Origin of the sequence: Variovorax paradoxus (genome assembly GCF_029919115.1) — a bacterium.
Lineage (GTDB): Bacteria > Pseudomonadota > Gammaproteobacteria > Burkholderiales > Burkholderiaceae_C > Variovorax > Variovorax paradoxus_O.
Map to the genome: position 1 here is coordinate 488073 of NZ_CP123990.1, position 25621 is coordinate 513693.

Sequence of the window (25621 nt, forward strand, 5' to 3'; positions counted from 1 at the left end):
GGCGGCCATGGCAGCCAACGAGACCGACCGCGCCGCCCAGCGCGGCATCCAGAGCATCGAGGTGGGCGGCCAGCTGCTGCGCGCGCTGGTGCACCACGGCCGGCCGATGGCACTGAAAGACCTGGCGCGGGAAGCCGACATGACCCCCGCCAAGGCCCATCCGTACATGGTGAGCTTCGGGCGGCTGGGCCTGATTGAGCAGGACCGCGCCAGCGGCCACTATCTGCTCGGCCCGCTGGCCTTGCAACTGGGGCTCATCAGCCTGCAGCAGGCCGACCCGGTGCACATCGCGACGCCGCTCATCGCAGGGGTGGCACAGCGCATCGGCCACACGGTGGCGCTGGCGGTATGGGGCGCGCGGGGTGCGACCATCGTGCGCACGGCCGAATCGCCCTCGCCGGTGCATGTGAACATGCGGCACGGCACGGTGTTCTCGCTCACCAACACGGCCTCCGGCCGCGTCTTCGCCGCCTACCTGGAGGCCGAAACGGTCAAGCAATTGCTCGACGCCGAGCGCCAGCGGCAAAAGCAGCGCAAGGCGGGCGAGCAGCCGCCGTCGGCCGGCATGCCGCCGCAGCCGCCCCTGCCGTCGTGGAGCGAATTCGAGCGCCAACTGCAGGAAGTGCGCGTGCACGGCATCAGCCGATCGGAAGGCGAGGTGATCGAAGGCGTCAGCGCCATGGCGGCGCCGGTGTTCGACCACACGGGCACCATCGTGCTGTCGGTCACGGCCATCGGCCCGGCCGCCATCTTCGACACCGCCTGGGACGGCGAAATCGCACGCGCGCTCAAGGCCTGCGCGGGCACGGTCTCCGAGCGCCTGGGCGCAACGTCGGCCGGAAGAAACGCTTCCGCACATCTGGATCCATGAGCCCGGACATCACTGCTTCGTCTTCCACGCCCCCGATCGAATCTGCCATTGCCCTGCTGGGCGCCGCTCGGCGCATCGTCGTGTTCTCCGGCGCCGGCCTTTCAAAGGCCTCCGGCATTCCGACCTACCGCGACAGCGACGGACTCTGGATGAACCAGAACGCGCTGCAGTACTCGCATGCCGAAGACCTGCAGCGCGACCCGGCGGGCTTCACGCGTTTCTGGTCACGCCGGCTTTCTGCGGTAGAGAACGCGCAGCCGAATCCGGGGCATACCGCGCTTGCGCTGCTTCAGCGCCTGCGGCCTGCCACGCGCCTCATCACGCAGAACGTCGACGGGCTGCTGACGCTGGCCGGCGGGCTCGATGTGCTCGAACTGCACGGCTCGCTGCGCCGGTGGCGTTGCGACCACTGCGGCAACCGCCAGGGCCCATGGCCCTTTCACCGCTGCATGCGCTGCGCCTCGCGCGCCCGGCCGGACGTGGTGATGTTCGGGGAGATGCTGAACCAGGGCGTGCTGCTCGATGCGCAGGCGGCCGCGCAGGAGTCGGACGTGTTCATGGTGGTCGGCAGCACGGCCATCGTCTATCCGGCCGCCGAGCTGCCGCAGATGGCGGCGGCGCACGGCAGCAAGCTGATCACGCTGAACATGGAGCCGTTGCCGCATCTGGACGATGCGGCGGAGGTGGTGCTGCGCGGCCCGTCGGAGGTGCTGCTGCCGCAACTCCTGGCGGGGCTCGGCGGCTCGCCGCCCTAGGGGCAATCAGCTCTTCTTGCCGCCGAACAGCACCAGCGCCCCGCCCACGACGATCGCGGCCACGCTTGCCCAGGCCGGGAAGTTGACCTGCTGCTTCTCCTTCACGGAAAACTCCAGCGGGCCGAGCTTGGCCTGGTGCGTTTCCTTGGTGAAGCTGAAGCCGCCGAGCCCGAGGCCCGCGATGCCGGCCACGATGAGCAGGATGCCGGCGATGCGTGTGGGGTTCATGGTGAGGTCTCCTCGGGATTGTTGGTTGGGCGGCGTCGAGCCGATGTAGAGCTTACTGCCGAGGCAGCTGGTCCACCCACTGCACGACATCGGCCACTGCGGCGTCGGTGGCCGCGGCCAGTGCCTTCACGCCGCCGGGCGCATCGACGCTAGGTGCCGGGCGCCGAACGGTGAAGGTGCGCTGGCCGAGCACGCGGTCGCCCCCCGTAGTGCCGCGGATCAGCGTGGCGCGCAGGCGGACGAGGCCGACGCTGCTGCCCGCCGATTCGAAGTAGTGGCTGAACTCGTCGAGCGAAATGCGCAGCGTGTCGGGCACGCGGCCTTCGGTGCGCGCGATGGTTGCGCTTTCTTCGGGGCCGAGCACCGTGCGCCGTTCGGAAAGTGCATCGCGCAGCCGCTGGCGCAGCAGCTGTGCCGGCGGCAGGCTCCAGCGCGACTGGCCGTAGGGGCGCAGCTCGTTGGCATCCGCATAGCCGAGCCGGTAAAGAATCTGTGTGCCGTCGAGCCGCATGTTGCTCTCGATTTCGGCCAGCGCCAGCGTGGGCAGCGCGGCGGCGGGCGGAGTGGCCGCGGCCGCCGGCACGGCAATGCCGGGCCCGAAATCGTAAAGCGTCGAACGCGCGGGCTTGTCAGGGAGCGCACCGCAGCCGGCAAGCAGCAACAGCGCAAGAACGGTTCCCAAACCAAGACCAGGACGAAGGGAGCGACGGGGTTGCATGGCGTTCTTCTTCATGGTGATCACTTCAGGGGCGTCCCAGGGAGTTGGTGGCGGGCGGCGCGGAGAAGCCGGGCTCGCCCGGGCCCGCGGCGGTGCCGCCGTTGCCGAACAGCAGCGACTGCGGGTTGTCGTTGATGCCGTCGGCCGCGCGGCCGAGCCGGCGCACCGCGCGCGAGGTGTCGTCGGCCACCCGGTTCACGCGCGGCAGCGTGGCCGAGTTGAACGAATCGACCGCCTGCGCCAGTGCCTTGGTGCCATCGCCCAGGCGTTCGATCGGGCCTTCGGGCGCATTGAGGCGGTTCACCGTGGTGTTGAAATTGTTGGCCACGCGTGAAACGTCGCCGGCGGCCGTCTTCACCGAAGACAGCGTGCCGGGCAGCGCAGCGAGCGTCGGGTTCAGGCCGGTCTTCACCGTGTTGTCCAGTTGCTTCAGCAGCGTGTTGGCGCTGGCCGATGCCGCCGCAATGTTCTCCAGCGCGTCGGCCACCCGCTTCTGGTTGCCGTCGCCGAGCAGCTGGTTGGCGCGCTTGGTCGCCTCGTCGACCTGGTTGATGATGGCTTCGCCGCGGTCCTGCAGCTGCGCGAGCATCGAGGGCTTGAGCGGAATGCGCGGCGGGTCGTCGTTGTTGGGCGCCAGCACCACGTTCGATTCGCCCTTGTCGTCCAGCGCGATGAAGGCCAGGCCGGTCACGCCCTGGTAGCTGAGCGTGGCAAAGCTCGACGTGGTGAGCGGCACGCGCTGGTCGACCGTGATGCGCACGCGCACATTGCCCTTGGTCTTGGGGTCGAAGTCGATCGAGGTCACCTTGCCGACCGCGATGCCCCGGTAGCGCACCATGGCCTGCGGCTGCAGGCCGCTGACCGGGTCGCGCGTGGAAAGCTCGTAGATGTTGCGCACGGTGTTGTCGCGCGTGAACCAGACCACCAGCCCCACGAGCACGGCAATGAGGCCGAGCACGAAGGCGCCGGCGGCGAGGGCATGGGCTTTGTTTTCCATGGTGTGGCTACCTTTCAGTGGGCTGCGCCGGCAAGCGGCGGCGCAGCGTTGGAGGGTTTGTCATGCAGGGCCTCCAAGGCGCGCTGGCCGCGCCCTCCCAGAAAATATTCGTGGATGAACGGATGCGGGTACGCGATGACTTCGCGCGCCGAACCGCTGACGATGACCTTGTGGTCGGCCAGCACGGCAATGCGGGTGCTCAGGTCGAACAGCGTGTCCAGGTCGTGCGTGACCATGACCACCGTCAGGCCCAGTTCGCGGTGCAGGCCGCGCAGCAGGTCGCAGAAACTGTCCGACGCCTCGGGATCGAGGCCGGCCGTGGGTTCGTCGAGCAGCAGCAGCGGCGGGTCCATGATGAGCGCGCGCGCCAGCGCCACGCGCTTGATCATGCCGCCCGACAAATCGGCCGGGCTCATGTTGGCGTGCCGCGGCTGCAAGCCCACCATCTGCAGCTTGACCAGTGCCGCGTTGCGGATCAGCTCGTCGGGCAGCAGCTTGAGTTCGCGCAGCGGAAAGGCAATGTTCTCGAGCACGCTGAAGGCCGAGAACAGCGCACCGTGCTGAAACAGCATGCCCACGTTGGCCGCGCCCTTGGCGCTGAGTTCGCCAGGCGCCTGGCCGAGTACCTCGACCGAGCCCTTCGACGGTTTCTCGAGTCCGAGGATCTGCCGCAGCAGCACGGTCTTGCCGGTGCCCGATCCGCCCACCAGCGACAGCACTTCGCCGCGGCCGATGTGCAGGTCGAGATCGCGATGAACCACGTGCTCGCCCTCGGCATTCTTGAACACCGTCCAGAGCTTGCTGATGTCGACCACGCTGTTTGAATCGCTCATGCCCTGAACCCGATTCCCTTGAACAGCACCGCGAACAGCGCATCGACCAGGATCACCGCGGTGATCGAGGTCACCACCGACGAGGTCGTGCCGCGCCCCAGGCTCTCGGTGTTGGGTTTCACCTTCATGCCGAAGTAGCAGCCGATCAGCGCAATCAAAATGCCGAACACCGCGGACTTCGCCAGCGCGAGCCACAGGTTGGCAATGGGCACGGCGCGCGGCAACGCCGAGAGAAAGTAGGCGGGCGAAATGTCGAGCGCCGCATCGGCGGCGAGCATGCCGCCCGCAAGTGCCGCCATCGACGTCCAGAGGCTGATCAGCGGCATTGCGATGGCAAGCGCCATCACGCGCGGCATCACCAGCCTGAAGCCGTGCGGAATGCCCATCACGCGCATGGCGTCGAGCTCTTCGGTCACGCGCATCACGCCGATCTGCGCCGTGATGGCCGAGCCGGAGCGCCCCGCGATCAGAACCGCGGCCAGCACCGGCCCGAGTTCTCGGATCAGCGACAGCCCGAGGATGTTGACCACGAAAGCTTCGGCGCCGTATTGGCGCAGCTGCTGCGAGATCAGGTAGGCCAGCACCACGCCGATCAGCAGGCCCACCAGTGCCGTGATGTGCAGCGCAGTGGCGCCGAACTGGTACAGATGGCCTGAAAAATCGCGCCACGGCGCACGGTGCGGCGCACGGGCAAGCGTGCAGGCGTCGAGCGCAAGCTGACCGATGAGCCCCACGAAGTCGCGCACCACTTGCAGCGCGCGCGGTCCCGTGTGCGAAAAATGCCGGAGCCGCTCGGCGAGCGTGGGCGGCGGCTCTTCGGGCGTTCCGACCGTGTACTGGGCTACCTGGTCGAGCACCGCCTTGTGCTGCGGCGACATCTCGAGCGTGGCCGGCCAGTCGTGGCGCCAGTGTTCCCAAAGCAGCTGCGCGCCGATGTGGTCGAGCTGCTCGATGGGCCGCAGGTCCCAGGCGCGGTCGTCCGATGGCGGAGCGCCTGCCAGGTCTTTCTCGATGGCCTGCCACGCGGCGCGCGACGACATGGCCAGCGTCGTCCAGCGGCCACTGGCCACGGTCCATGTGCGGCCGTCCTGTTCGCGCTGCTCGAGGCGCGGCAACACGCTGTCGGCGGCGGATGCGTCGGCAGGCGAAGTTGCTATGGACATGGTGCGGCGGGGCAGGGCGAAGTAAGAAAAAAGAAGCGGTCGTAAAGGGCGCATCGTAACCGGATGAATCGGCTTTTCCCGTACGCGGCGCCGGTGCTTTGCGTAGGGCGGCACGCCGTTCGAAGACCCATCCACGCCCGCTTTTCGGTCAGTTCCATGCCCGTGCCAGCGCGTTCCAGGCGCTTGCAATCACGGGTTCGTTACGCCGCGATGCCAGCGAGACGAAGCGCAGCGCGCAGCCCAGCTGCACGCGGTCTGCCATGACAAGGCCGTGCGACTGGCTCTCGCGAATGGCGATGGAGTCGCGCAAGAGGCTGAGCCCTACGCCCGACTTCAGCAGGTCGAGCATCGAGGCCTCTTGGTCGACCAGCGCCACGCGCCGCGGCGAAAGCCCGAGCGGGCCGAACACTTTATTGAGCAGCCTGTGGTGCGCGGACTCCGGCGGCGTGGCGAGCCACGGCAACGCTGCCAGCGCTTTCCAGTCGCGGCCCAGCACCTGCGGCCCCCAGCCTGCGGGTGCAACCACGCGGTACGTGAAGCGCGTGAGCGTGCGCGCCGCCAGCGGAGCCGGTGCGGCTGCATCGTCGCCATCCTCCTCATCGGCATCGAGGTGAAAACCCACGTCGAGTTCGCCGCGCAACACCTGCGCCAGCACCGTGCCGCTCATGCCGTGGCGCAGCTCGGTCTCGATTTGCGGCGCGGACTCGACGAGTTCGCGCAGGAACATGCCAAGCCGGGTGAACTCCGGATCGAGGATGGTGCCAATGCGCAGCGCCCCTCGCACCGTGCCTTGCAGGTTGCGAGCGGCCTGCTGCAGGTCGCCAACAGCGGAAAGCACGCGTTCGGCCTGCGGCAGCAACGCGGCGCCGTCGGCAGTGAGCGCCAGCCCATGCGGCGTGCGCGTGAACAGCTGGAGCCCGGTCTCTTCGGCCAGTCGCTTCAATTGCAGGCTCACCGCCGGCTGCGTCAAGTGCAGCCGCTCGGCCGCGCGGGAAACGCTGCCTTCACGCGCCGCAAGCACAAAGGCACGCAAGATCTGGAGGTCCAATGCGGTGGCGCTCATATAAGAACGATTTATAAGCTACCTGCATCGAAATCATTGGCTTTTTCTACGGGGCTTGGGCGAAACTTGCCCAAGAGGCCCGCGCAAGGCCCATGAGCATTAAAAATATCGTTCCGGAGACAAGCAGGCGCCATGAGCGACAACACATTCGACTACATCGTCATCGGCGGCGGCACGGCCGGCGCGCTGATGTGCAACCGGCTGACCCGCAAATCGCAACAGCGCACGCTGCTGATCGAAGCCGGCCGCAAGGACGACTACCACTGGATCCACATTCCCGTGGGCTACCTGTATTGCATCGGCAATCCGCGCACCGACTGGCTCTACAGCACCGAGCCCGATGCGGGCCTCAACGGTCGCACGCTGCGCTACCCGCGCGGCAAGACGCTGGGCGGCTGCTCCAGCATCAACGGCATGATCTACATGCGCGGCCAGTCGCGCGACTATGACCAATGGGCGCAGCTCACGGGCGACGACGACTGGAAGTGGCAGAACGTGCTGCCCGACTTCAAGAAGCACGAGGACTACTACCTCGGCGCCGACGAACTGCACGGCGCTGGCGGCGAATGGCGGGTGGAGAAGCAGCGCCTGCGCTGGGACATCCTCGACGCCTTTGCCGAAGCCGCCGTGCAAGCCGGCGTGCCGCACAGCACCGACTTCAACCGCGGCAGCAACGAAGGCGTCGGCTATTTCCAGGTCAACCAGAAGAACGGCTGGCGCTGGAACACGGCGAAGGCCTTCTTGCGGCCTGTGTGCTACGGCCGGCCCAACTTCGAGATGTGGGTCAATGCGCACGTCACCAAGCTGATCATCGAAGCGCAGCCCGACGGCAGCCAGCGCTGCACCGGCGTGCAGGTGTGGGACGGCCACGAGATGATCACCGCGCATGCCACGCGCGAGGTGGTGCTGTGCGCCGGCAGCATCGGCTCGCCGCAGATCCTGCAGCTTTCGGGCATCGGCCCGGCCGATTTGCTGCGCCAGCATGGTATCGATGTGGTGGTCGATGCACCGGGCGTCGGCGCGAATCTGCAAGACCACTTGCAGATTCGCGCGGTCTACAAGATCAATGGCGCGCCCACGCTCAACGTGCTGGCGTCGTCGATGTACGGCAAGGCAAAAATCGGCCTCGAATACCTGATGAAGCGCACCGGGCCGATGAGCATGGCGCCGTCGCAACTCGGCGCATTCACGCGCAGTTCGCCCGAGCATGAGTGGCCCAATCTCGAATACCACGTGCAGCCGTTGTCGCTCGACGCATTCGGCGAGCCGCTGCACAGCTTTCCGGCCTTTACGGCGAGCGTGTGCAACCTCAACCCCACGAGCCGCGGCACGGTGCGCATCAAGAGCCCGCGCTTTGAGGAGGCGCCGGCCATTGCGCCCAACTACCTGAGCACCGATGAAGACCGCAAGGTGGCGGCCGATTCGCTGCGCGTGACACGCCGCATTGCATCGCAGCCTGCGCTTGCCAAGTACAAGCCGGAGGAATGGAAGCCGGGCGTTCAGTACCAGAGCGACGAAGACCTGGCGCGCCTCGCCGGCGACATCGCAACCACTATCTTCCATCCGGTGGGCACAACCAAGATGGGCGCCGACGGCGACCCGATGGCGGTGCTTGACTCGAAGCTGCGGGTGCGTGGCGTGCAGGGGCTGCGAGTGGTCGACGCAGGCGCGATGCCTACGATCACCAGTGGCAATACGAACAGCCCGACATTGATGATGGCCGAGAAGGCTGTGGGGTGGATTCTGGAAGCGAATCACTGAGGCGTTTGTTCGGGGCCTGTTGCTGTTTGGAGGCGCTGCTGTTCAGGGCGGCGTGCAAAGGCCACCGGGTACTCCCCTCCGCGAATGTCCCCCGCCTTCGGCTCCTCCTTTATTTCGCTGCGGGGAGCACCCGATGCCCTGTGCACCTGGGCACGCTGCTGGTGTTCCGCTGATCAACCACGGCTCTGTGCAACGCGCCCGTCGGCGGGTGCGCGCCCTGAACCTCAGGGCGCGACACGTACGCATCAATCACTTCTCGATAGTCTTGTTCCAACGCGCATTCCACGCAGGCCGGTTCGCATTGATGCTGTCCCAGTCAATGGTGACCGCAGTCTTCATCCACTTGTTGATGTCCGCCACCTGCTGCACACCGTCGCCGACAGCAGGTGCCTTGGGGTTGGTGGGAATCTGCGCGCCGTACTGCAATACGTTGGCCTGAGCCAGCGGGCTCAACAGGAACTCGGCAAGCTTTTGCGACAGCTCGGGCTCGCTGTTGTTGGCAATCACGCACTGGCCCACCATCAGCACCACCGCGCCTTCCTTCGGTGGCGCGTACTCCACCGGAATGCCCTTGGTCTTGAGCGCGGCCACGGCCGTGGGCGTCAGCGGAAAGATCGCGGCTTCGCCGGTCTGCACCATTTCCGACAACTTGGCCGAACTCGGGATGTACTCGAGCACGTTCGGGCCGATGGTGGTGGGCCAGGCCTTGAAGCCCGGCTCCACGTTCTTGTCGTTACCGCCCTGGATGCGGTTGAACATCAAGAAGCCGTGCAGACCGAAGGACGATGACGACATCGATTGGAAGACTACCTTGCCCTTGTACTTGGGGTCGGCCAGGTCCATCCACGAGGTGGGCGCCGCCCAGCCCTTGTCCTTAAACATCTTGGCGTTGTAGGCCAGGCCCGTCATGCCCAGGCTCACGCCGCTGGCCATGTCGTCCTTGAAACGCGCGGCCGGGTAGATCTCGGCCAGAGACGGATTGGGGCGCTGCTTCTGGCACAGGCCCATGCCGATGGCGCGCACCATGATGCCGTCGTCCAGGAACATCACATGCATCTGCGGGCGGTCCTTGTTGGCCTGCGCCTTGGCGAGGATGTCGGACGAAGTGCCCGGCACCACCACCACCTTGGCGCCGTAGAGCTTTTCGAACGCGGGGAACACGTACTGCGTGTATGCCTTCTCCATGGTGCCGCCGTTCATGCCGATGTAGAGCGTCTTGGTCTGCGCGCCGGCTGTGCCGCCGGCCGCGAGCGCGGCAACCGCCGCCGCACCAAGCAAGCTCCGGCGAAGGGAGAAAAAGAAGGGCTTCTTCTGAAAACGGGACATGGTGTTTTCCTTTCAGGGTGGGGTGGGGGTGGTGGTCTTGTCTGCTGTCGTTGGTGCTTCTTCGTTTGCCGCGGCCGCAAAGAAGCGTTCGATCGAGAAGCTCTCGATCGGCGTGCTGCTGCGTCCGTCGCGCACGAGTTCGGCCAGCACTTCGCCGGCTGCGGGGCCGATCTGGAAACCCGCGCCTGAAAAGCCGAAGCCGTGGAACAGCCCGGGCGTGGTGCGGCTTGGCCCGAGCACCGGCTGGTGGTCAGGCAGGTTGCCTTCGGTGCCGCTCCAGGTGCGGATGAAATGCGCATGCCGCAGCGTGGGCAGCAGTTCGACGGCTTGCGCCGCGAGCGTGGCGATGGCGTCGCGATCTGCGCGCGCGCGATCGGCATCGAGCGCAAAGCCCCTGCCACCGCCGAGCACCAGGTTGCCGCGCGCCACCTGCCGGCAGTAGATGCCGCCGCCTTCGACGCCGAGGCTCCAGTCCATGAAGTGCGGCACCGGTTCGGTCACCGCCATGACCGGGTGGCTCGAGCGCAGGGGAACGGCCTCGCCGAAATATTCGGCAATGGGGCCGGACCATGCGCCCGCGCAATTGAGCAGCGCCGGCGCATGCACTTCAAGCGCGTTGCCCGAACGCAGCAGGAAGCCCTTGCCGTCGTGCATCACTTCGTCGACCTTGTGGCGCTCGAAGATCTGCGCGCCCGCGCGCTGCGCTGCGAGCGCGAAGGCCGGCGACACCAGCCGCGGATTGGCCTGCCCGTCTTCGGCACACAGCGATCCGCCCACGGCACGTGTGCCGAGCCAGGGGCAGCGCTCGCGCAGGCGGGCCGCCGAGATCAGTTCGAGCCCCAGGTCGAAGTCGCGGCTCTTCGTGCGGTACTGTTCCAGCGATGCCATGTCGGCTTCGCTGCGCGCGATCTTGAAGTGACCCGAACGCAGGTACTCGCCGTCGGTGCCGATGGTTTCGCGCAGGTTGCCCCAGATGCGGTGTGCACGCTGCGCCAGCGGCAGCTGGCTCACCGGCCGGCCCTGGCGCCGCACGCCGCCGTAGTTCACGCCGCTGGAGCGCGAGCCGCACAAATCGCGCTCCAGCACCACCACGCCAATGCCCATCTTTCGCAAGGCCAGCGCGGCGGATGCACCCACGATGCCGCCGCCGACGATGGCGACGTCGGTGCGCAATGTCTTGCGTCCGGTCATGCGCCGGCTCCTTCGGTCGAAGGCGCCGTGGTGGCCAGGTGAATCGGAATCGGCTTGATCGGCGCCTGCCCGCGCAGCCGGCCGACCTGCTGCACCGGCTGCCCGGTGGCGTGCGCAAGAATCTCGGCCGCCGCCACGCCGCACATGCGGCCCTGGCAGCGGCCCATGCCCACGCGCGAGAGCGCCTTGAGCCGGTTCATTTCGTCGGCGCCTTGCTCGGCAACGGTTCGGCGCAGCGTCCCTGCCGTGATGTTCTCGCAGCGGCAGACCACCAGCTCGTCGGGCGCGTGCGCGGCCCAGTCGTGCGGCACCGGAAAGGCGCGCTCCAGCCCCTGGCGGAAGGCGCCGAGCTTGTGCAGCTTGCCTTCGAGCATTGCGGCGCGCGCGGTGTCTACGGCCACGCCGCTGTCGGCGAGCAGCGCAAGCGCGGCGCGTTCGCCGGCCCATTCGGCCGCATCGGCACCCATGATGCCGGCGCCATCGCCGGCAAGGTACACGCCCCTCACGCTGGAGCGGCCGGCCGCGTCGCGCACCGGCAGGTGCGCACGGTGCAGCGGGGCAAATTCGAAGCGGCAGCCCAGCAGGTCGGCCAACTGCGTTTCGGAACGCAGCGCATAGCCGAAGCCGACGGCATCGCAGGCCAGCGTGTGTTCTTCGCGTCCGTCATGCCATGCCACACCGGCCACGCGGCTTTCGGCGACATCGCCGAGCACGCGCAGCGGCCGCACGCCGCCATGCAGCGCCACGCCGTGTGCGCGCAGCCACGCGACGTAGTACACGCCTTTGGCGAACACCGCCGGTTGCCGCAGCATCGCGGGGGTGGCGGCAAGCTGGTCCGCGAACCGCGAGGTGTCGAGAACCGCAGCGACCTTCGCTCCGGCCTTTGCGTACTGATAGGCGACGAGATACAGCAGCGGACCGGTGCCCATGAACACCACGCGCTGCCCGATGGCGCAGCCCTGGAACTTGAGCGCCACCTGCGCGCCGCCGAGTGTGTAGACGCCGGGCAGCGTCCAGCCAGGGACCGGCAGCACGCGATCGGTGGCGCCCGTGGCGACGATCAATTGGCCGTAGGGCACGCTGGAGGTGCTGCGCGTGGGGCCGTGCAGCACGTCGAGCCGGCCGCCTTGCGCGTTCCACACCAGGCTGTCGGGCCGGTAGTCGATGCGTTCGCGCAAGGCGTCGAAAGCGGTGTGCACTGCATCGGCACGGCGGGCCTCGAAACCGTAGAGCACGTTCGCGCTGCGTTCCGCCAGGCTTGCAGGCGGGCGCCGGTAGATCTGGCCGCCGGCACGCGACGCCTCGTCGATCACCACGGGCCGAAGCCCATGCGCCACCAGTGCCTCCGCGGCGCGTACGCCCGCCGGCCCCGCGCCGACGATCACCGGCTGCAACGCGGAAGAAGAAGCAGCAGTCATGCGCCGCTCCTTCCCGTGACCAGCGCCATCCCCGGCGCAATGAAGGTGGAGCAGGCGCGCAGGCGCTCGCCATGCTCGGTGGCAATCCAGCAGTCCTGGCAGGCGCCCATCATGCAGAAGCCCGCACGCGGTTCGTCGCTGAACTCGTTGCGGCGCAGTTGCGCGGCTTGCGTGAGCACAGCAGTGAGCACGGTGTCGCCCGCAAGTGCGGAGGCGGGCTGGCCGTCGAGCGTGAAGTTCACTGCGGCGCGGCCGGTTTCGGCCACGCGATGCAGCAGCGGTTGAATAACGGTCGGCAAGCTCATCTATCGGCGCCCCACCAGCACGCGGTCCAGGCCGTAGACGCGGTCGAGCACCACCATCGCGACGGCCGTCACCGCCACCATCAGCGCCGACACCGCCGCCATCAGCGGATCGATCGACTCGGTGGCATACATGTACATGCGCACCGGCAGCGTGACCGTGCTGGGCGACGTGACAAAGATCGACATCGTCACTTCGTCGAAGCTGTTGATGAAGGACAGCAGCCAGCCGCCCGTCACCCCGGGCAGGATCATCGGCAGCGTGATGCGCCGGAACACCGTGGCCTGGCTCGCGCCCAGCGACAGCGCAGCTTGCTCGGCGCTTCGGTCGAAACCCACGAGCGCGGCCACCACCAGGCGCAGCGTATAGGGCGTGACGATCAGCGCATGCGCCATCACCAGCCAGCCGAAGCTGCCGGTGCCGCCCACCAGTGCGAACAGCCGCAGCAGCGCCACGCCGAGCACCAGGTGCGGAATGATCAGCGGCGAGAGAAAGAGGCCGTTGAGGAAGTCGCGCCCCGGAAACGCATAGCGCGTGATCGCCATGCCCGCCGGTACCGCGAGCAGCGTGGCAATGGTGGCCGAAGCCAGCGCAAGCCACAGGCTGTTCCAGAACGACTGCATGAAGTCCGGGTGCGCGAATACCGCCTTGAACCAGCGCAGCGAGAAGTGCGTGGTCGGAATGGTCAAGGTGTTCTCGGGCGTGAACGCGACGATGCACACCACCACCAGCGGCGCCAGCATGAATGTGATGACCAGCGCGTTGAACGCGAGGGCGAGAGGGCCGTTCTTGCTCATCGGGTCAGCCCAACGCTTTCTTGTAGCGGCCTTCTACCAGGCGGTTGTAGCTCAGCATCACGATGAGGTTGGCCGCCAGCAGAACCAGTGCAACGGCGGCGCCGAGCGGCCAGTTGAGCTCGTGCAGGTATTCGTCGTAGACGACCGTGGCAACCATCTTCAGGCGGCGACCGCCGAGCAGGCCCGGTATCGCAAACGAGCTTGCGGCCAGGCCGAACACGATCAGGCTGCCCGAGAGAATGCCCGGCATCACCTGCGGCAGCACAATGCGCCGCAGCGTGGTGAAGTGCGAGGCCCTGAGCGAAAGCGCGGCGTTCTCCACGCCCGCATCGAGCTTCTGCAGAGACGTCCACACCGGAATCACCATGAACGGCAGCATCACGTGGACCAGCGCCACGACCACCGCAACTTCTGTGTAGAGCATCTTCACCGGCCCGATGCCCACAACCCCCAGCAGCGCATTCACGGCGCCTTCGGGCCCGAGCAGCATGCTCCAGCCGAAAGCGCGCACCACCACCGAAACCAGCAGCGGCGCCAGCACCACCAGCAGCAGGATCGACCGCCACGGGTTGCGCATGCGGCTCAGCACATAGGCTTCAGGGGCGCCGATGAGCACACAGATTAGCGTGACGAGGCCCGAGATCCAGAAGGTGCGCCAGAAGATGCCGTGGTAGTACGAGTCGGTGAACACCTGCGTGTAGTGCTCGAACGTGAACTCGCCCGCCTTCGGCCCGGTGGCGGGGTCGTACACATTGAAAGACAGCACCGCCGTGAGCACGAGCGGCACCACCAGCAAGGCCGCGAAGAGCAGCAGCGCGGGTGCCGAGAGCCACCAGGGCGTGGCCTTGCGAGTGGAACCGCTCATGCCGCCACCGCCTCTTCGGCCGGCAACAGGCGCGTGCAATGCGCGGGCCAGTCGATGCCGACCGGGCTGCCTTCGTCCAGCGCTTCGCGGCCGTCGTTTGGGCTCAGCACCATCAGGTCGCCGGCGGGCGTGCCCAGGCGATAGAGCCACTGGCTGCCCAGAAAGAAGCGCTCCTGCACCGTGCCGGCGAGGCGGCCGCGGCCGGCTTCCACCAGCTGCAGTTTTTCGGGGCGCACGCTCATCAGCACTCTGTCGCCCGATTTGTAGCCGGTGTCTTCGACCTCGACGGTGAGCGAGCCGACCTCGACTTGGCAACTGCGCGCGCCGCAGGCCGTGACGCGGGCCTCCAGCAGGTTGGCCTTGCCCACGAAGGTGGAGATGAAGCGAGTGCTCGGATGCTCGTACACGCGGTGCGGATGGTCGATCTGCGTGGCGCAGCCGCCTTCCATCACCACCACGCGGTCGCTGATGGACATGGCCTCGCTCTGGTCATGCGTGACCATTACCGTGGTGGTACCCACCTTGCGCTGGATCTGGCGCAGCTCGAACTGCATTTCTTCGCGCAGCTTGGCGTCAAGGTTGGACAGAGGTTCGTCGAGCAGCAACACCGGCGGCTCGATGACCAATGCGCGCGCCAGTGCGACGCGCTGGCGCTGCCCGCCCGAGAGCTCACGCGGGTAGCGCGTGGCATGCGCTTCGAGGTGAACGAGTGCAAGCGCCTGCTTCACTCGTTCAGCGCGCTCGGTCTTCGGCATCTTGCGCATCTCGAGGCCGAAGCTCACGTTGTCGGCCACGGTCATGTGCGGAAACAGGGCGTAGGTCTGGAACACGATGCCCAGGCCCCGGGTGTTGGCCTTGGCGTGCGTGATGTCCTTGCCGGCCAGTTCGACACGCCCGCTCGACACCGCCTCGAAGCCCGCAATCATCTGCAGCGTGGTGGTCTTGCCGCAGCCCGAAGGGCCGAGCAGCGAGACGAACTCTCCCTTTTCCACCGCAAGGTTCATCGCCGACACGGCGCGCGTGGCTCCGTAGAACTTGGTCACGTCGGTGAGCCGTAGGAATGACATGGAAGAGCCTTTCTGCGCGGTGTCGTGAGCGGCGCGCCGCACCTTGGTGCGCGCCATGGACAAGAGAGAACTTTCAATTCACTCTATTGCAACGACTGCGCCAACTCGCCTCGGGTATTCCATTAATCAGAATATTTCTCTGATTTATTCCGTTGGACGGAATATGATTCAAAGAATGGACGCCAAGAATTCCACCAAAGAAGCCATCGAAAGCCCTGCAGCTGCAAGCGGCGGCATTCCGCGCGTGTTTTCAGTGCTTCGCGCGCTGGGTGCGGTGCAGGCCGAAGGCGGCCGCGTGACGCAAATTGCACGTTCGGTGGGCCTCACGCAGGCGACCACGCACCGCCTGCTGCAGTCGCTCATGGCAGAGGGCATGGTCGAGCAGGACGAGCGCAGCAAGCTCTACCGCTTGAGCATCGATTTCTTCGCGCTCGCGGCCAGTGCCGGTAACCCCGGTGACCTGCGTTCCATATGCCGTCCGGTGCTGCTGCGCCTGTGCGCGAGCCTTGGCGACAGCATCTTCTTGCTGGCGCGCAGCGGCTTCGACGCGGTGTGCCTCGACCGCAGCGAAGGGCCGTTTCCCATTCGTTCGTTCACGGGCGACATCGGCGGGCGCATTGCGCTGGGCGTGGGGCAGGGCGCGCTTGCCATCCTGGCGTTTCTGCCGGAGGCCGAGCGCGAGGAGGTGATTCGCTTCAACCTCTCGCGTGTGCGTGAGTACGGCGTGTACGACGAGGTCTATCTGCGCACCGAGATCGAGCGCGTGCGCCAAGCCGGTTATGCGGGGCGCAACACGGGCCTGCTCGAAGGCATGGCCGGCGTGGCGGTGCCCATTCTCGATCGCGAGGGCCGCGCGGTGGCCGCGCTGAGCGTGGGCACGATCGCGGACCGGCTCAACGCCGACCGCATGCCCACCGTGGTCGAACTGCTCAAGCGCGAGGCCGCGGCCATCGGGCCGAAGATCAACCCCTTCGATGCAACGCTCAGAAGGCCCGCGCAGAGCCTGGCCGGGTCGCCGGCAGGGCAGAAGATTCCCTTGCCGGACGCGCCGGAGCCACGATAGGCGCCGCGTTCATTTCAGCTTGATGTCTTCGCGCTTGGCCTCTTCCATCGCCTCGGGCTCCAGTTCTTCGGCGTAGCGGTTCAGGCGTATGAAGATGCCCCAGCCTGCCATGAGCAGGCCGACCGAGCCCAGCATTGCGGCGGCGTACAGCATCAGCTCCGGTGCTTCACGCGCCTTGAAGGTCGCGACCAGTCCTTCGACCGCAACCGCAACCACGATGACGACCATGAACCTGGACAGGAAGCGGCGCACACGCGTCGGCGCGCCGATGTGTGCGTCGCGCACCACTTCTTCTTCGAGCACGGTCTGGGAGATCTGCAGCGCCACCACGCCGGCTGCCAGCAGGCCTACCGCTTCGATGATTGCCTCGGCGGCGGGCAGGTCGAGCCCCTGCATCACTGCTCCCCAGCCAGCCCGCGCCGCGATCACGACAAGAACGAGCGACGCGGCGGCAAATGCGAGCGCCATCAGCGCATGGATCGCAGCGTACAGGGTGAGGATCGCTTTCATGGCTCGACGGAAAGTGGGATGCGCGATCTTCGGTGGCAGCAAGCGCTTCGCGCGTAGGCGCGAAGCCCGTCCCGCACCGGGCGCATGCCAGGTTCATTCGGCAAACGCATCAGGTCCTTCCTTTTTTTCACTAGGCAAGTGCGCGGGATTGGAAGATATTGCGCCGGTCCCGTCTTGCCGTTTTCTTTTCTCTCCTCCTCCTCCTCCTTTCCGGAGTGCGCCCATGTCCGAAGCCCAAGCCCCTGTTGTCTCCCTTGCCGCCGAAATCGAACAGCTGCTGCAGCGCCTGGGCGTGCCCCGCAGCGCCTACACCGGCGGCGAGCTGACGGTGCGCTCGCCGGTGACAGGCGAGGTGATTGCACAGGTGCCGCAAACCAGCCGCGCCGAAGCGACCGCCGCCATCGGCCAGGCGCATGAGGCCTTCAAGGCCTGGCGCAGCGTGCCGGCACCGCGCCGCGGCGAGCTGGTGCGCTTGCTGGGGGAAGAACTGCGCGCCGCCAAGGCCGACCTTGGTCGCCTGGTCACGCTCGAGGCCGGCAAGATTCCGACCGAAGGCGCGGGCGAAGTGCAGGAAATGATCGACATCTGCGACTTCGCGGTCGGCCTCTCGCGCCAGCTCTATGGCCTGACGCTTGCCACCGAACGCGCCGAGCACCGCATGATGGAAACCTGGCATCCGCTGGGCGTGTGCGGCGTGATCTCGGCCTTCAACTTCCCGGTGGCCGTGTGGTCGTGGAATGCGGCGCTGGCGCTGGTGTGCGGCGATCCGGTGGTGTGGAAGCCGTCCGAAAAAACCCCGCTCACCGCGCTGGCCACGCATGCCATCGCGCAGCGTGCCGTTGCGCGCTTCGGCGAAGACGCGCCCGAAGGCCTGCTCGGCCTGCTGCTGGGCCAGCGCGACATCGGCGAAGTGCTGGTGGACGATCACCGCGTGCCGATTCTCTCGGCCACCGGCTCCACCGCGATGGGCAAGCAGGTGGGACCGAAGCTGGCCGCGCGTTTTGCGCGGGCCATTCTTGAACTCGGCGGCAACAACGCCGCCATCGTCACGCCATCGGCCGACCTGGACCTTACGCTTCGCGCCATTGCGTTCTCGGCCATGGGTACGGCTGGCCAGCGCTGCACCACGCTGCGCCGGCTCTTCGTGCACGACAGCGTGTACGACGCGCTGGTGCCCAAGCTCGCCAAGGTGTACGGCAATGTGCGTGTGGGCGATCCGCGCGAGGCGGGCACGCTGGTCGGGCCGCTGATCGACCGCGCCGCATTCGACGGCATGCAGAAGGCGCTGGGAGAAAGCCGCGAGATCGGCGCCACGGTGCATGGCGGCGAGCGCGTCGACGGCATCGGCACCAAGGACGCCTACTACGTGCGCCCGGCATTGGTGGAGCTGAAGTCGCACGAAGGCCCGGTGCTGCGCGAAACCTTCGCACCCATCCTCTATGTGGTGCGCTACAGCGAGCTCGACGAGGCCATCGAATGGCACAACGCGGTGGGTGCGGGCCTCTCGTCGTCGATCTTCACGCTCAACGTGCGTGAGGCCGAGCGCTTCCTGTCGAGCGCAGGCTCCGATTGCGGCATTGCCAACGTCAACATCGGCCCGAGCGGTGCCGAGATCGGCGGTGCCTTCGGTGGCGAGAAAGAAACCGGTGGCGGTCGCGAAGCCGGCTCCGACAGCTGGAAGGCGTACATGCGCCGGGCGACGAACACCATCAACTATTCGACGGCATTGCCGCTTGCGCAGGGCGTGACCTTCGATATCGGGGATTGATCCAACCAAGGCCGCTGTTCTTGCCGCGCAGCCCCGAATAAAAATTACCAGGAGACAGAGAACATGAAGATGCGTTTCAAGACACTCACCACCGCAGCGCTGCTTGCGCTCGCATTCGGCGCTTCGGCGCAGCAGGCCCCCGCCGGCGGCACGCTCGACAAGATCAAGAGCAGCGGCAAGGCCGTGCTCGGCGTGCGCGAGGCTTCGCCGCCCATGGCCTACATGCTGGGCGCGAACGATAAATACGTGGGCTATCACGTCGAGCTCTGCGAGCGCGTGCTGAAGGACATCGCGCCCTCGGCCAAGCTCGAATACATGGCCGTAACCGCACAGAACACCATTCCGCTGGTGCAGAACGGCACGCTGGACATCGGCTGCGGCCCCACCACCAACAACACCGCGCGCCAGCAGCAGGTGGCTTTTGCGCTCACCACGTATGTGAGCGAAGTGCGCATGGCGACCAAGATCGATTCGGGCATCACGTCGCTCGAACAGCTGGCCGGCCGCACCGTGTCGGCCTCCACCGGCACCACCGCCGTGCAGTTGCTGCGCAAGCGTGAGCGCGCACAGAACATCACCGTCAACACGATGCTCGGCAAGGACCACCTCGAGAGCTTCCTGCTGATGGAGTCGGGCCGCGCCGATGCCTTCGTGCTCGACGACAACCTGCTCGCCGGGATCATCGCGAACTCGAAGAACCCCGCGGCCTATCGCATCACAGGCGAGGCGCTGGGCTCGGAGCCGATCGCGCTGTTGTTCCGCAAGGACGATGCGGCCTTCAAGGCCGCCGTGGACGATTCGCTGCGAAAGCTCATGAAGAGCGGCGAGCTCGAGAAGATCTACACCAAGTGGTTCGTCGCGCCGATTCCGCCAAAGAACACCAGCCTGAACCTCCCGATGAGCACGGCGCTGAAGCAGCTGATTGCGGAACCCAACGACAAGCCGCTGGAGGCCTACGCGAAGTGACTTCCACCGTGCTTGCCCCGCCGCTTTCTTCGTCTTCGGCGTTCGAGCCCGCGCAGCGCGTACGGGCCATCGGCGTGTCGGAAATCTTGCGCATTACCGACCACGCCAACGCGCTCAAGCGCGCGGGCCGGCCGGTGATTGTGCTGGGCGCGGGCGAGCCGGACTTCGATACGCCCGAGCACATTCGCGCCGCCGCAGCCCGCGCCATGGAGCGCGGCGACACGCGCTACACCGTGCTCGACGGCAGCCCCGCCATGAAAGCCGCGGTGCAGTTCAAGTTCAAGCGCGACAACGGACTGGACTTTGCGCTGGATGAAATCAGCGTCGGAGCGGGCGCCAAGCAGGTCATCTTCAATGCGTTGATGGCCAGCCTGAACCCGGGCGACGAGGTGGTCCTGCCCGCGCCCTACTGGACCTCTTACGCGGACATCGTGCAGATCTGCGGCGGCGTGCCGGTGAGTGTGCCGTGCGGCGAGGCCAACGGCTTCAGGCTGGATGCCGCGCAGCTCGAGGCGGCCATCACGCCGCGCACGCGCTGGCTGTTTCTGAACTCGCCGTCGAACCCGAGCGGCGCGGCCTACAGCGCGGCGCAGCTCGCGCCGCTGTGCGAGGTGCTGCTGCGGTATCCGCAGGTGTGGGTGCTGGCCGACGATATCTACGAGCACATCCTCTACGACGGCCTTGCATTTGCAACGCCGGTGGCCGTGGAGCCGCGGCTGCGCGAACGCACGCTCACCGTCAATGGCGTGTCGAAGGCCTATGCGATGACGGGCTGGCGCGTCGGCTACGGAGCGGGCCCGCGCGCGCTGATCGCGGCCATGGCGGTGGTGCAGAGCCAGTCGACATCGTGTCCCTCGTCGGTGAGCCAGGCCGCCGCCATCGAGGCGCTCACCGGGCCACAGCACATCGTGGCCGAACGGCAGCGCGACTTCCAGGCGCGGCGCGACTTCGTGGTGGCGGCATTGAACCGCGCGCCTGGCCTGCATTGCCGCGTGCCCGAAGGCGCCTTCTATACTTTTGCGAGCTGTGCCGGTGTGCTTGGCCGGCGCACGGCGAACGGCATGCTGCTGCTGACCGACAGCGACTTCTGCAGCTACTTGCTGCAGGATTTTGAAGTGGCGATGGTGCCGGGCAGCGTGTTCGGGCTGGCGCCGTACTTCCGCATTTCGTATGCCACTTCGATGGCGCAACTCGAAGAGGCGTGCACGCGCATCGTGGCGGCATGCGAAGCTCTCACATGAATTTCTCCCTTTCCTTCCGGGGGAGGGCAGGGGTGGGGCAAGCGGCGTATCAATCGCTGTCGGCTTGGCCGGCGCCGCTTGCCCCCATCCCAACCTTCCCCCGGAGGGGGAAGGAGTAGATACCAAGACCTTCATTGCATTGGACCTAGCATGACTTCTTCCCGCACCGGCGGCCAGATCCTGGTCGACCAGCTCATCACCCACGGCGTCGAGCAACTCTTCTGCGTGCCTGGCGAAAGCTTTCTGGCCGTGCTCGATGCGCTGCACGATGCATCCATCGACGTGACGGTGTGCCGCCAGGAAGGCGGCGCGGCAATGATGGCCGAGGCGCAGGGCAAGCTCACCGGCCGACCCGGCGTGTGCTTTGTCACGCGCGGGCCAGGCGCCACCAACGCGGCGGCGGGCGTGCACATTGCGCACCAGGATTCGACGCCGATGCTGCTCTTCGTTGGACAGGTGGCGCGAGAGGCGATGGGCCGCGAGGCCTTCCAGGAGCTGGACTACGGCGCGGTCTTCGGCACCATGGCCAAGTGGGTGGTGCAGATCGACGATCCGGCGCGCGTGCCCGAGCTGGTCTCGCGCGCCTTCCATGTCGCCACTTCCGGCCGGCCGGGGCCGGTGGTGATTGCGCTGCCGGAAGACATGCTGACCGAAGCCGCGGTGGTGGCCGACGCACAGCCTTATGCCGTGACCGAAACCTATCCGGGCGCGGCGCAGATCGCGCAACTGCAGCAGCGTCTCTCAGAGGCACAGCGGCCCGTGGTCATCCTCGGCGGCAGCCGCTGGTCCGAAGCCGCAACGCGGCGGTTCGCGGAATGCGCCGAGGCGTTCTCGCTGCCGGTGTATTGCTCGTTCCGCCGCCAGATGCTGCTGTCGGCCGAGCATCCCTGCTATGCGGGCGACCTGGGGCTGGGGGCGAACCCGCGCATGCTGGAGCGCATCCGCAATGCGGACCTGGTGCTGCTGGTCGGCGGCCGCCTGTCCGAGGTGCCGTCGCAGGGCTATGAGCTGCTTGCCATTCCACAGCCGAAGCAGGCGCTGGTGCATGTGCATGCCGATGCCGACGAGCTCGGCAAGCTCTACCGCCCGGCGCTGGGCATCCACGCCACGCCGCAGGCGTTTGCCGAAGCGGTGGCTGCGTTGCGTCCGGCTTCTCCGCCGGCCTGGCAGGCCGAGACGAAGACCGCGCGCGAAGACTTCTTGCGCTGGAGCGATCCAGCTCCCATCCGCATTCCGGGCCCGCTGCAGATGGGCGAGGTGATGCAGCACCTGCGCGAGGTGCTGCCGGCCGACACCATCTTCTGCAACGGCGCCGGCAACTTTGCCACCTGGGTGCATCGCTTCTGGCCGTTTCGCGCGTTTGCGAGCCAGCTGGCGCCCACCAGCGGATCGATGGGCTATGGCCTGCCGGCGGGCGTAGGCGCCAAGCGCCTGTGGCCGCAGCGCGAGGTGGTGGTGTTCGCGGGCGACGGCGATTTCATGATGCACGGCCAGGAGTTCGCAACCGCCGTGCAGTACGGCCTGCCGATCATCGTGGTGCTGCTGGACAACGCCATGTATGGCACCATTCGCATGCACCAGGAAAAGCACTATCCGGGGCGGGTGAGCGCCACGCAGTTGAAGAACCCGGACTTCCGGGGCTATGCCGAGGTGTTCGGCGGCCATGGCGAGCGCGTGACCCGCACGGAGGAGTTCGCCCCCGCACTGGCGCGCGCCCGTGCAAGCGGCAAGCCCGCGGTGCTGCATTGCCTGCTCGATCCGGAGGCCATCACGCCGGCCAGCACGCTGCAGAGCATTCGCAACGCTGCGCTCGCTGCCGGCTGAGCGCCTGGCGCCAAAGAAAGATCAGCGCAGCCCGCCCGCAAACCGCGGCCGCGGCTTTGGCGGCGTGCCATCGGGCGTGCGCGCCGCCAGCCGTGCGGCGCGCGCCAGCGGCTCCATGGCCTGTTCGAGGCGGGTGGCGAGCAGGTAGAGGTCCTCGTCCTTGGTTTCGGCGGCATGGGCGCGCGTCATGCGTACGATCTCGGCGGCGTATTCGGCATTGGTGGCCATCCATTCGGTGTCGGTCACGCGCCCGTGCTTTCGCCGCAATGCCACGTGAAGCCGCGCGGCAAGGGCGATGCGTTCACTTTCGGACATGGACATGGTTCGAGGGCTCCCATGAATGGCTCGAACCGCTTGCGTGCACAAGTCGTGCCATGTTCGAGCCGCACCATTAACGCTCCGAAACACTTTTGTTTGCCAAGAGCGTTTTGAAGGTAAGGCAAAGCGGGTAATTCCCAATGCACTGGCCCGGTGCACCGCCTAAAGTCTGCCCACTCGCGAACGGGCCAAGCTCGTGCTGCCGAGGGTCCGAGGAGACAAAATTCGGTCTACAAGAAAAATTCTTCAAGGTTTCCGTTCGAGAAACCGTGTTTGAACTTGAAAGGCGCCGCTGGTCGGCGCCTTTTTTATTGCCTGGATCTGTCTCCCGCCGGCCGCTTTCCAAGCTGCCGAAGCCGGCCTGCAAGCCCGCCCCATCTCTTTTCGCAGCTCATTTTTTTGTAGCACTGCGGGTGCGACAATCCCGGCATGGAAATGCTGGTGGTCACGGGCGCTTCGCTGCTCGCAGGTTTTGTCGATTCGATAGTGGGCGGCGGCGGCCTGATCCTTGTGCCGGCCCTCTTTGCCGTGTTTCCGGGCGCGCCGCCGGCCACGTTGCTGGGCACCAACAAAAGTGCTTCTATTTGGGGCACGGCGGCTGCGGCGGCCCAGTTCAGCCAGCGGGTGCAGATGCGTTGGGGCGCCCTGTGGCCCGCAGCCGTGCTCGGATTCGCGGGCTCCATGCTGGGCGCCTGGGGCGTCACTTTGTTTCCCGGCGACTTCCTGCGCCGGGCGCTGCCCATCGTGCTGCTCGGCGTGCTGCTCTACACGCTGGCGCGAAAAGACCTGGGCCGCCACCACGTGCCTCGCTTCAGCGGACGCGCCGAAACGCTGGCGGCTTGCGCCATCGGGCTGTCGATCGGGTTCTACGACGGCTTCTTCGGCCCCGGGGCGGGCAGCTTTCTGGTCTTTTTATTCGTGCGCTGGATGGGCTACGACTTCCTGAATGCTTCCGCGTCGGCCAAGATCATCAACACGCTCACCAACGCCGCGGCCCTGCTGCTGCTCGCGCTCAAGGGGCACGTGTGGTGGCACTATGGGCTGGTGATGGCGGTGGCCAACGTGGCGGGCAGCCTGCTGGGCACGCGTGTTGCGCTGAAGCACGGAGCGGGCTTTGTGCGGGTGGTGTTCATCGTGGTGGTGAGCGCACTCATCCTTAAGACCGCCTATGACGCATTCCTGAAATAGCACAACGAGAAAGTCTCATTCATGGCATTGCCAGAGTCCGCTGTACCCGTTGAACGCCCCGCAACCGTCAGCTTCTGGCAGGCCTTCGCCTATTGGCTCAAGCTCGGCTTCATCAGCTTTGGCGGTCCGGCGGGGCAGATTGCGCTCATGCACCAGGAGTTGGTGGAGCGCCGGCGCTGGATCTCGGAAAAGCGCTTTCTGCATGCGCTCAACTACTGCATGCTGCTGCCCGGCCCTGAAGCGCAGCAGCTCGCCACCTACATCGGATGGCTCATGCATCGCACCTGGGGCGGCCTTGCGGCGGGCGTGCTCTTCGTGCTGCCTTCGCTCTTCATCCTGATCGGGCTGTCGTGGGCGTACATGGCCTATGGGCACGTACCGGCGGTGGCGGGTTTGCTGTACGGCGTGAAGCCCGCGGTCACTGCCATCGTGCTGTTCGCCGCCTGGCGGATCGGCTCGCGGGTGCTCAAGAATGCATGGCTCTGGGCGATTGCCGTTGCCGCTTTCGTCGCGATCTTTGCGCTGCGGCTGCCTTTTCCGCTGATCGTGCTGGGGGCGGGTGCCATCGGCTACATCGGCAGCCGTTTCGCGCCGGCGTACTTCGCGCCCGGCGGCGGGCACGGTGCCGCTGGGGCCTCGGCTGGCCCGGCGCTGATCGACGACAACACGCCTACGCCGCAGCATGCACTGTTCACTAGGGGCCGCTTCGCGCGGGTGCTGGGCGTGTTCCTGCTGCTGTGGCTGGGTGCCCTGGCCACGCTCACGGCGCTGTACGGCTGGAGCGGCGCGCTCACGCAGATGGCCTGGTTCTTCACCAAGGCGGCGCTGCTGACTTTTGGCGGGGCCTACGCGGTGCTGCCCTATGTGTTCCAGGGCGCGGTCGACCACTACCACTGGCTTACGGCCACGCAGATGATCGACGGCCTCGCGCTCGGAGAAACCACGCCCGGCCCGTTGATCATGGTGGTGTCGTTCGTGGGCTTCGTCGGCGCGTGGAGCCAGGCGCTGTTCGGCCCGGATGCGCTGTTGGCTGCGGGTGTTGCAGGGGCGACGGTGGTGACCTTCTTCACCTTCCTGCCGTCGTTTCTGTTCATTCTGCTGGGCGGTCCATTCATTGAGTCGACCCACGGCAACCTGAAATTCACCGCACCGCTGACCGCCATCACCGCGGCCGTGGTCGGCGTGATCGTCAACCTGGCGGTCTTCTTCGCCTGCCACGTGCTCTGGCCGAAGGGCCTGTCGGGGTCCTTCGAGTTTCCCTCTGCCGTCATCGGCGCGCTTGCAGCCATCGCGCTCTTCCGCTTCAAGGCCGGCGTGATTCCGGTGGTGCTTGCTTCGGCAGTTGCCGGCATGGCCTGGCAACTGCTTGTGCGCTGACTGCTCGAAG

25 protein-coding genes are annotated in these 25621 nt (G+C 66.7%); 10 read left to right on the top strand and 15 right to left on the bottom strand.

Translation table 11 applies throughout. The annotated features are described in order from the left end of the window. Window positions 1-7: 7 nt before the first annotated feature. Complete coding sequence (locus QHG62_RS02275; protein ID WP_281151470.1) at window positions 8-871, top strand: IclR family transcriptional regulator; 864 nt, start codon at window positions 8-10, stop codon at window positions 869-871. Continuing rightward, window positions 868-1626: an SIR2 family NAD-dependent protein deacylase gene (locus QHG62_RS02280; protein ID WP_281149213.1), complete on the top strand. Its 759-nt coding sequence runs from the start codon at window positions 868-870 to the stop codon at window positions 1624-1626. Before QHG62_RS02275 ends, QHG62_RS02280 begins: the two co-directional genes overlap by 4 nt. Window positions 1627-1632: 6 nt before the next feature. On the opposite strand, the gene QHG62_RS02285 is transcribed toward QHG62_RS02280, so the two are convergent. The 6 genes from QHG62_RS02285 to QHG62_RS02310 all read right to left on the bottom strand — a co-directional run bounded on the left by QHG62_RS02285 (window position 1633) and on the right by QHG62_RS02310 (window position 6628). Next, the gene (locus QHG62_RS02285; protein ID WP_281149214.1) at window positions 1633-1854 is read right to left on the bottom strand and encodes a hypothetical protein; all 222 of its coding nucleotides are present in this window, start codon (window positions 1852-1854) and stop codon (window positions 1633-1635) included. 52 nt (window positions 1855-1906) lie between these two features. Next, window positions 1907-2587, bottom strand: coding sequence for an ABC-type transport auxiliary lipoprotein family protein (locus QHG62_RS02290; RefSeq protein WP_432445572.1), 681 nt, complete (start codon window positions 2585-2587; stop codon window positions 1907-1909). Window positions 2588-2597: 10 nt separating this feature from the next. Beyond that, the gene (locus tag QHG62_RS02295) at window positions 2598-3569 is read right to left on the bottom strand and encodes an MlaD family protein (RefSeq protein ID WP_281149215.1); all 972 of its coding nucleotides are present in this window, start codon (window positions 3567-3569) and stop codon (window positions 2598-2600) included. Between the two features lie 14 nt (window positions 3570-3583). Continuing rightward, window positions 3584-4402, bottom strand: a complete 819-nt coding sequence (locus tag QHG62_RS02300; RefSeq protein ID WP_281149216.1) for an ABC transporter ATP-binding protein — start codon at window positions 4400-4402, stop codon at window positions 3584-3586. After that, a complete protein-coding gene (locus tag QHG62_RS02305) occupies window positions 4399-5565 on the bottom strand; it encodes an MlaE family ABC transporter permease (RefSeq protein ID WP_281149217.1) in 1167 nt (388 codons plus the stop codon). Before QHG62_RS02305 ends, QHG62_RS02300 begins: the two co-directional genes overlap by 4 nt. 148 nt (window positions 5566-5713) lie before the next feature. Further along, window positions 5714-6628, bottom strand: a complete 915-nt coding sequence (locus tag QHG62_RS02310) for a LysR family transcriptional regulator (protein WP_281149218.1) — start codon at window positions 6626-6628, stop codon at window positions 5714-5716. A gap of 132 nt (window positions 6629-6760) precedes the next feature. Between QHG62_RS02310 and QHG62_RS02315 the strand changes: the two genes are divergently transcribed. Beyond that, on the top strand, window positions 6761-8389 hold the full coding sequence (locus QHG62_RS02315; RefSeq protein WP_281149219.1) for a GMC family oxidoreductase: 1629 nt from the start codon (window positions 6761-6763) through the stop codon (window positions 8387-8389). A 249-nt stretch (window positions 8390-8638) separates the two neighbouring features. On the opposite strand, the gene QHG62_RS02320 is transcribed toward QHG62_RS02315, so the two are convergent. From QHG62_RS02320 to QHG62_RS02350, 7 genes are read right to left on the bottom strand one after another with little or no spacing between them, the layout of a single operon-like run. Then, window positions 8639-9715, bottom strand: a complete 1077-nt coding sequence (locus tag QHG62_RS02320; protein ID WP_281149220.1) for an ABC transporter substrate-binding protein — start codon at window positions 9713-9715, stop codon at window positions 8639-8641. A 12-nt stretch (window positions 9716-9727) separates the two neighbouring features. Then, window positions 9728-10906: an NAD(P)/FAD-dependent oxidoreductase gene (locus QHG62_RS02325; RefSeq protein ID WP_281149221.1), complete on the bottom strand. Its 1179-nt coding sequence runs from the start codon at window positions 10904-10906 to the stop codon at window positions 9728-9730. Continuing rightward, entirely contained in the window at window positions 10903-12324 is a 1422-nt protein-coding gene (locus tag QHG62_RS02330; protein ID WP_281149222.1) for an NAD(P)/FAD-dependent oxidoreductase, read from the bottom strand. The genes QHG62_RS02325 and QHG62_RS02330 overlap by 4 nt, the downstream gene beginning before the upstream one ends. After that, window positions 12321-12629 carry a (2Fe-2S)-binding protein gene (locus QHG62_RS02335; protein WP_281149223.1) on the bottom strand — a complete coding sequence of 103 codons (309 nt, stop codon included), beginning with the start codon at window positions 12627-12629 and terminating at the stop codon, window positions 12321-12323. The genes QHG62_RS02330 and QHG62_RS02335 overlap by 4 nt, the downstream gene beginning before the upstream one ends. After that, on the bottom strand, window positions 12630-13424 hold the full coding sequence (locus tag QHG62_RS02340; protein ID WP_157611506.1) for an ABC transporter permease: 795 nt from the start codon (window positions 13422-13424) through the stop codon (window positions 12630-12632). A gap of 4 nt (window positions 13425-13428) precedes the next feature. Further along, complete coding sequence (locus tag QHG62_RS02345; protein ID WP_281149224.1) at window positions 13429-14289, bottom strand: ABC transporter permease; 861 nt, start codon at window positions 14287-14289, stop codon at window positions 13429-13431. Continuing rightward, window positions 14286-15356 (bottom strand): ABC transporter ATP-binding protein, encoded by a 1071-nt coding sequence (locus QHG62_RS02350; RefSeq protein ID WP_281149225.1) that lies wholly within the window; start codon window positions 15354-15356, stop codon window positions 14286-14288. Before QHG62_RS02350 ends, QHG62_RS02345 begins: the two co-directional genes overlap by 4 nt. A 175-nt stretch (window positions 15357-15531) precedes the next feature. On the opposite strand from QHG62_RS02350, the gene QHG62_RS02355 reads away from it, so the two are divergent. Beyond that, the gene (locus tag QHG62_RS02355) at window positions 15532-16419 is read left to right on the top strand and encodes an IclR family transcriptional regulator (RefSeq protein WP_432445573.1); all 888 of its coding nucleotides are present in this window, start codon (window positions 15532-15534) and stop codon (window positions 16417-16419) included. A gap of 9 nt (window positions 16420-16428) precedes the next feature. Here the strand turns inward: QHG62_RS02355 and QHG62_RS02360 are convergent, their stop codons facing one another. Continuing rightward, window positions 16429-16929 (bottom strand): hypothetical protein, encoded by a 501-nt coding sequence (locus QHG62_RS02360; protein ID WP_281149226.1) that lies wholly within the window; start codon window positions 16927-16929, stop codon window positions 16429-16431. 223 nt (window positions 16930-17152) lie between these two features. On the opposite strand from QHG62_RS02360, the gene amaB reads away from it, so the two are divergent. The 4 genes from amaB (at window position 17153) to QHG62_RS02380 (ending at window position 22728) form a co-directional block, all read left to right on the top strand. Further along, window positions 17153-18697 carry an L-piperidine-6-carboxylate dehydrogenase gene (gene amaB, locus QHG62_RS02365; protein WP_281149227.1) on the top strand — a complete coding sequence of 515 codons (1545 nt, stop codon included), beginning with the start codon at window positions 17153-17155 and terminating at the stop codon, window positions 18695-18697. 63 nt (window positions 18698-18760) lie between these two features. After that, on the top strand, window positions 18761-19663 hold the full coding sequence (locus QHG62_RS02370; RefSeq protein ID WP_281149228.1) for an amino acid ABC transporter substrate-binding protein: 903 nt from the start codon (window positions 18761-18763) through the stop codon (window positions 19661-19663). Continuing rightward, entirely contained in the window at window positions 19660-20904 is a 1245-nt protein-coding gene (locus tag QHG62_RS02375; RefSeq protein WP_281149229.1) for a pyridoxal phosphate-dependent aminotransferase, read from the top strand. The genes QHG62_RS02370 and QHG62_RS02375 overlap by 4 nt, the downstream gene beginning before the upstream one ends. Window positions 20905-21054: 150 nt before the next feature. Further along, on the top strand, window positions 21055-22728 hold the full coding sequence (locus tag QHG62_RS02380) for a thiamine pyrophosphate-binding protein (protein WP_281149230.1): 1674 nt from the start codon (window positions 21055-21057) through the stop codon (window positions 22726-22728). 21 nt (window positions 22729-22749) lie between these two features. Here the strand turns inward: QHG62_RS02380 and QHG62_RS02385 are convergent, their stop codons facing one another. Beyond that, entirely contained in the window at window positions 22750-23049 is a 300-nt protein-coding gene (locus QHG62_RS02385) for a hypothetical protein (protein ID WP_281149231.1), read from the bottom strand. Between the two features lie 426 nt (window positions 23050-23475). On the opposite strand from QHG62_RS02385, the gene QHG62_RS02390 reads away from it, so the two are divergent. Both QHG62_RS02390 and chrA read left to right on the top strand, forming a co-directional pair. Then, complete coding sequence (locus QHG62_RS02390) at window positions 23476-24234, top strand: TSUP family transporter (protein WP_281149232.1); 759 nt, start codon at window positions 23476-23478, stop codon at window positions 24232-24234. A 21-nt stretch (window positions 24235-24255) separates the two neighbouring features. After that, window positions 24256-25611 carry a chromate efflux transporter gene (gene chrA, locus QHG62_RS02395; RefSeq protein WP_281149233.1) on the top strand — a complete coding sequence of 452 codons (1356 nt, stop codon included), beginning with the start codon at window positions 24256-24258 and terminating at the stop codon, window positions 25609-25611. Window positions 25612-25621 lie beyond the last annotated feature (10 nt).